The organism is Pseudomonas meliae (assembly GCF_001400515.1).
Classification (GTDB): domain Bacteria; phylum Pseudomonadota; class Gammaproteobacteria; order Pseudomonadales; family Pseudomonadaceae; genus Aquipseudomonas; species Aquipseudomonas amygdali.
Map to the genome: position 1 here is coordinate 1 of NZ_LJQT01000149.1, position 5,786 is coordinate 5,786.

Genomic DNA, 5,786 nt, shown 5'->3' on the forward strand with positions numbered 1-5,786 from the left:
TCTACAAGCGCATCGCCAACAAACTTTCGCAACAAGCGACAACGCCGCTTCAATAGGCGACGTTGTTCGCCTCATTGAAAACCCGATTCAGGCCCGCCCAAGGTTATTCAAAAAACTCCTTGGGCACATCGTGCTTGAGCATCAACTGACATTGCTGACTCTCAAGATCGAAAAAGATTACCGCCTGGCCTTTGGTCAGCGCATGTCGCACACGCAGCACGCGGGTTTGCAGCGGTGTTTCGTCGCCATTATCGGTGCCCTCACGGGTGACGAAATCTTCGATCAGGCGGGTGAGGGTGTCGGGTTCCAGTTGGTCGTAGGGGATCAGCATGACGGTTCTCGTGTCGATGAGCAGCGATGATAGAACTGCGGTGCCAGGCNNTACCGCAATTCACAGGCCCTCAACTTTCCTCGCGATTCTGCCCGATCAGGCTGTCGACCGGTGGCACACGGGTGTCGGATTCCATCTGCGCATCATGTTCGATCTGATGGCTGAACCGCTCCAGTGAACTCTGGGCCGGTTTGGCATCGCTGGCGAACACAGGTGGGCTCAATATGTAAGCACCCAGCAGTTTGCTCAGCGCTGCCAGGCTATCGATGTGCGTGCGCTCATAACCGTGAGTCGCGTCGCAGCCGAAGGCCAGCAGGGCCGTGCGTATGTCGTGCCCTGACGTCACTGCCGAATGCGCATCGCTGTAGTAATAGCGAAACAGGTCACGGCGTACCGGCAGTTCGTTCTCTACGCCCAGACGCAGCAAGTGGCGGGACAGATGGTAGTCGTACGGACCGCCCGAGTCCTGCATCGCCACGCTCACCGCGTGCTCGCTGGAGTGCTGGCCCGGTGCAACCGGCGCGATGTCGATACCGACGAACTCGCTCACGTCCCAAGGCAGTACGCCCGCTGCGCCCGTACCGGTTTCTTCGGTGATGGTGAGCAGCGGGTGGCAATCGATCAACGGCTCTGCACCGCTGTCGACAATGGATTTCAGCGCCGCAAGCAGCGCCGCGACACCGGCCTTGTCATCCAGATGGCGTGCACTGATGTGACCGCTCTCGGTGAACTCCGGCAGCGGGTCGAACGCCACAAAGTCGCCGATACCGATGCCCAGCGATTCGCAGTCGGCACGTGTGGTGCAATAGGCATCCAGACGCAGCTCGACGTGGTCCCAACTGATCGGCATCTCGTCGACGGCGGTATTGAACGCATGACCGGACGCCATCAACGGCAGAACGCTGCCACGAATCACGCCCGTGTCGGTGAATACACTGACACGGCTGCCCTCGGCAAACCGGCTTGACCAGCAACCGACTGCCGCCAGTGCCAGGCGACCGTTGTCTTTGACTTCCCGAACGCTGGCACCGATGGTGTCCAGGTGCGCCGATACCGCACGGTCAGGGCTATTCTGCTTGCCCTTGAGGGTGGCGCGGATCGTGCCGCGGCGGGTCAGTTCGAACGGGATGCCCAGTTCTTCAAGACGCTCGGCCACGTAACGCACGATAGTGTCGGTAAAACCGGTCGGGCTTGGAATCGCGAGCATTTCCAACAAAACTTTCTGCAGGTATTTCAGATCCGGATCGGGGATATTTGCAGGGGTCATGGATGCTCCTTATGGAACAGTTGCAAGCCACAAGGCCGCAAGGGCTGATAGCCCTTTTGCAGCCTGTGTCCGCAACTGCGATCAGATATGCACAGGCAGGCTGTGCGGAAACAACAGATCGACGAAACGTTCGGCGGTGGGTTGTGGTTCATGGTTGGCAAGGCCCACGCGTTCATTGGCTTCGATGAACACGTACTCGGGCTGATCGGCGGCCGGCACCATCAGGTCCAGGCCGACGACCGGGATGTCCAGAGCCCGGGCTGCACGTACTGCTGCATCGCTGAGCACCGGGTGCAGAATGGCCGTGACATCTTCAAGGCAGCCACCGGTGTGCAAGTTTGCAGCGCGGCGCACGGCCAGACGCTGATCCATCGGCAGGATATCGGCATACTCAAAACCGGCCTCGCGCACTGTGCGCTCGGTCTCCTGGTCCATCGGAATACGGCTTTCGCCATCAGTCGCGGCGGCACGGCGACGGCTCTGGGCCTCGATCAACTGTTTGATGGTATGGCGTCCATCACCAATGACCTCAGCCGGACGACGGATCGCTGCAGCCACCACCTGAAAGCCGATCACCACGATGCGCAGGTCGAGGCCTTCATGAAAGCTTTCCAGAATGACGCGCGTGTCGAACCGACGGGCCTGTTCGATAGCGCTCTGAACGTCTTCGATGGTCCGCAGATCGACGGCGACACCCTGGCCTTGCTCGCCATCTAGCGGCTTGACCACGATTTGCCCGTGCTCTTCAAGAAACGCAAGGTTGTCGTCTGCACTGCCTGCCCGCTGCTGTGCGGGCAAGCGCAGGCCTGCAGCCTTCAACGCTCGATGGGTCAGGCTTTTGTCCTGACACAGGGTCATGCTCACCGCGCTGGTCAGATCGCTCAACGACTCGCGGCAGCGGATCCGCCGACCACCATAGCTGAGGGTAAACAGGCCGGCATCCGCGTCATCCACCTGTACGTCAATGCCACGACGATGGGCTTCCTCAACGATGATTCGCGCATATGGATTGAAATCCGCCTGCGGACCTGGGCCGAGGAACAACGACTCATTGATGCCGTTCTTGCGCTTGATGGCGAAGGTCGGCAGGTTACGGAAATTCAGCTTGGCGTACAGCGCCTTGGCCTGATCGTTGTCATGCAACACCGACAGATCAAGGTAGCTCAGACCGCGGCTCATGAAGTGCTCGATCAAATGCCGCACCAGCACTTCACCCACGCCGGGACGTGTGCATTGCGGGTCAACCGCCAGGCACCAGAGGCTGCTGCCTTTTTCCGGATCATTGAAGGCTTTCTGATGATCAAGGCCCATGACGCTGCCGATGATCGTGTTGCTGCCCTCATCTTCGGCCACCCAATATACCGGGCCACCTTCATGACGCGGCGTGAGCAGGGCCGGGTCGATGGGCAACATGCCGCGTGCCAGATACAGGTTATTGATGGCTTGCCAGTCCGCTTCGTTATGCGCCCGGCGGATGCGATACCCGCGAAACACCCGGTGCGCCGGTCGGTAGTCGCTGAACCACAGACGAAGCGTGTCCGACGGGTCGAGAAACAACTGCTGCGGCGATTGCGCCAATACCTGCTGCGGCGCCGCCACATACAAGGCAATGTCACGCTCGCCGGGCTTTTCGTTGAGCAGGTCCTGGGCCAGTGCTGCCGGATCAGGGTAAGTGTGACCGATCAGCAAGCGACCCCAGCCACAATGCAGCGCCAAAGGCTCTGCGTCTATCTGGCTGCCATCTTCGGCAAGACGCGCTTGCAGACGTTCGTACGAGGGCGACTGGCCACGCAACAAGCGCTGGCTATAATGTTTCATCAATCACAGTCCTTGTTCGCTGAGCCACAGGTTCAGCGCTGCCAGTTGCCACAGCTTGGAGCCGCGCAATGGCGTGAGCTGGCCCTCTGGGTTGGTCAGCAACTTATCGACCATGGCCGGATTGAACAGGCCGCGGTCCTGACTGGAGTCGGTCAACAGTTCACGCACCCAGTTGAGGGTGTCGCCCTGCAAGTGCTTGAGGCCGGGAACCGGGAAGTAGCCCTTCTTGCGGTCGATCACTTCCGAAGGAATGACCATACGCGCGGCTTCTTTCAGCACCTGTTTGCCACCGTCGGGCAGCTTGAATTTACCTGGGATGCGAGCCGACAGTTCGACCAGACGGTAGTCAAGGAACGGCGTACGCGCTTCCAGTCCCCAGGCCATGGTCATGTTGTCGACACGCTTGACCGGGTCATCGACCAGCATCACCGTACTGTCCAGGCGCAACGCCTTGTCGACCGCGGCGCTGGCGCCGGGCTGGGCGAAATGATCGCGAACGAAGTCACCGGCTGCGTCGTTGGCTGTGCGCCACTTCGGCTGCACCGTCTCGGCATATTCCGCATAGCTGCGGTCGACAAACGCATCGCGGTAGGCCGCAACCGGATCGCTCGCGCCGTCGACTTGCGGGTACCAGTGGTAACCGGCAAACAGCTCGTCAGCGCCCTGGCCGCTCTGTACCACCTTGCAATGCTTGGACACTTCACGCGACAGCAGGTAGAAGGCGATGCAATCGTGGCTGACCATCGGCTCGCTCATGGCGCGGAACGCCGCAGGCAGCTGTTCGATGATCTCGCTTTCCTGAATACGCAACTGGTGGTGGCGTGTGCCGTAATGCTTGGCGATCAAGTCGGAATACTGAAATTCGTCGCCACGCTCGCCACCGGCATCCTGAAAGCCGATAGAGAAGGTCGACAGGTCTTCGACCCCCACTTCACGCAACAGGCCGACCAGCATGCTGGAGTCGACACCGCCGGAAAGCAGCACGCCGACGTCTACCGCGGCACGCTGACGAATCGCCACTGCTTCACGGGTGCTGTCCAATACGCGGTCGCGCCAGTCTTCGAGCGTGAGGTTTTTCTCGTCTTCATGAGGACCGTAAGGCAGAGTCCACCAGACTTTCTGCTCGACCTTGCCGCTGGCGTCGATGCGCATCCAGCTGGCTGGCGGCAACTTCTCGACGCCTGCCAGCAGCGTGCGCGGGGCAGGCACCACAGCGTGGAAGTTGAGGTAATGGTTGAGCGCCACCGGATCAAGCATTCCGCTGATATCACCACCCTTGAGCAGGGCAGGCAGCGAAGACGCGAAGCGCAGGCGCTTGTCGGTTTTCGACAGGTACAACGGCTTTACGCCGAGGCGGTCACGGGCGATGAACAGCTGCTTGCTGTCACGCTCCCAGATGGCGAAGGCGAACATGCCATTGAGCTTGGGAAGCATGTCTGCGCCCCAGGCGTGATAGCCCTTGAGCAACACCTCGGTGTCGCCACCGGAATGGAACTGATAGCCAAGGCTTTCCAACTCGGCACGCAATTCCGGGAAGTTATAAATCGCACCGTTGAAGGCCATGGACAGGCCCAGGTGACTGTCGATCATCGGCTGCGCCGAGCCATCCGACAGGTCCATGATTTTCAGACGGCGATGACCAAGGGCAACCGGCCCCTGGCTGTGAAACCCCCACGCATCCGGGCCGCGAGGCGCCAGCTCATGGGTAATGCGCTCAACAGCGGCCAGGTCCGCTGGTTGATGGTCAAAACGTAATTCACCTGCTAATCCGCACATAAGTCCTTACCGGGTTTCCGTTGGGGAGGTGACTGAGAAAGTGCAGTCACCCAGAAACTGACCCAGTGCGGGCATGGTAGTTTTAGATCAAAAAGTTATAAGCGTTTGAGATCTATCCCTTGCTGCAGCCTGGCGGGTGCGACTGGACCTATCAAGATTGTTAGTGATGGTTCAATGCCCAGGCAGCGCATGATTCAGCCAAATAGCACCTGCTGCTACCAGGACGGGATAGTGCAATGGACGCAAACACTTGGGTTTCGATGAGGGAAATAAACTCTGAGCGGGATCTGATCGCGGGGGAGAATCTACAGATCACTCTTATCAATACCGCAACGGGAGAACCGGTAGAAACCGTTCGGTTCTCTCCGACGCCTGCAGTGGGGCAGTACGAGTGGACGAAAGCTTTCGCAGATTACATCAACGCTACGGCCGTGCACCTACGTGCAGGCGTCCGGCAGACCGATGGGACATTCAAGACCGAGCACAGCAGTTACTTGAATAAAATATGGACAGATTCAGCGCCTGATCGTGTTGCGCTCACCACCGCATGCCGTTTCAATCAGTGGTCGGATCTATATTGAACCGCCCCGGGTT

Annotated in this window: 5 protein-coding genes; 1 reads left to right on the forward strand and 4 read right to left on the reverse strand. The window is 59.5% G+C overall.

Annotated features, from left to right (window positions below):
- Positions 1–103 precede the first annotated feature (103 nt).
- The 4 genes from ALO64_RS06670 to ALO64_RS06685 all read right to left on the reverse strand — a co-directional run bounded on the left by ALO64_RS06670 (position 104) and on the right by ALO64_RS06685 (position 5,192).
- Positions 104–331, reverse strand: a complete 228-nt coding sequence (locus ALO64_RS06670) for a YheU family protein (RefSeq protein WP_003314533.1) — start codon at positions 329–331, stop codon at positions 104–106.
- A 70-nt stretch (positions 332–401) separates the two neighbouring features.
- The gene (locus tag ALO64_RS06675; RefSeq protein ID WP_044345472.1) at positions 402–1,598 is read right to left on the reverse strand and encodes an osmoprotectant NAGGN system M42 family peptidase; all 1,197 of its coding nucleotides are present in this window, start codon (positions 1,596–1,598) and stop codon (positions 402–404) included.
- Positions 1,599–1,679: 81 nt separating this feature from the next.
- Complete coding sequence (gene ngg / locus ALO64_RS06680) at positions 1,680–3,416, reverse strand: N-acetylglutaminylglutamine synthetase (protein ID WP_044345473.1); 1,737 nt, start codon at positions 3,414–3,416, stop codon at positions 1,680–1,682.
- Between the two features lie 3 nt (positions 3,417–3,419).
- Complete coding sequence (locus ALO64_RS06685; RefSeq protein ID WP_005731207.1) at positions 3,420–5,192, reverse strand: N-acetylglutaminylglutamine amidotransferase; 1,773 nt, start codon at positions 5,190–5,192, stop codon at positions 3,420–3,422.
- A gap of 260 nt (positions 5,193–5,452) precedes the next feature.
- Here ALO64_RS06685 and ALO64_RS25500 point away from each other — a divergent pair, with 260 nt between their 5' ends.
- Positions 5,453–5,773 carry a hypothetical protein gene (locus tag ALO64_RS25500; protein WP_235378736.1) on the forward strand — a complete coding sequence of 107 codons (321 nt, stop codon included), beginning with the start codon at positions 5,453–5,455 and terminating at the stop codon, positions 5,771–5,773.
- Positions 5,774–5,786: the final 13 nt, after the last annotated feature.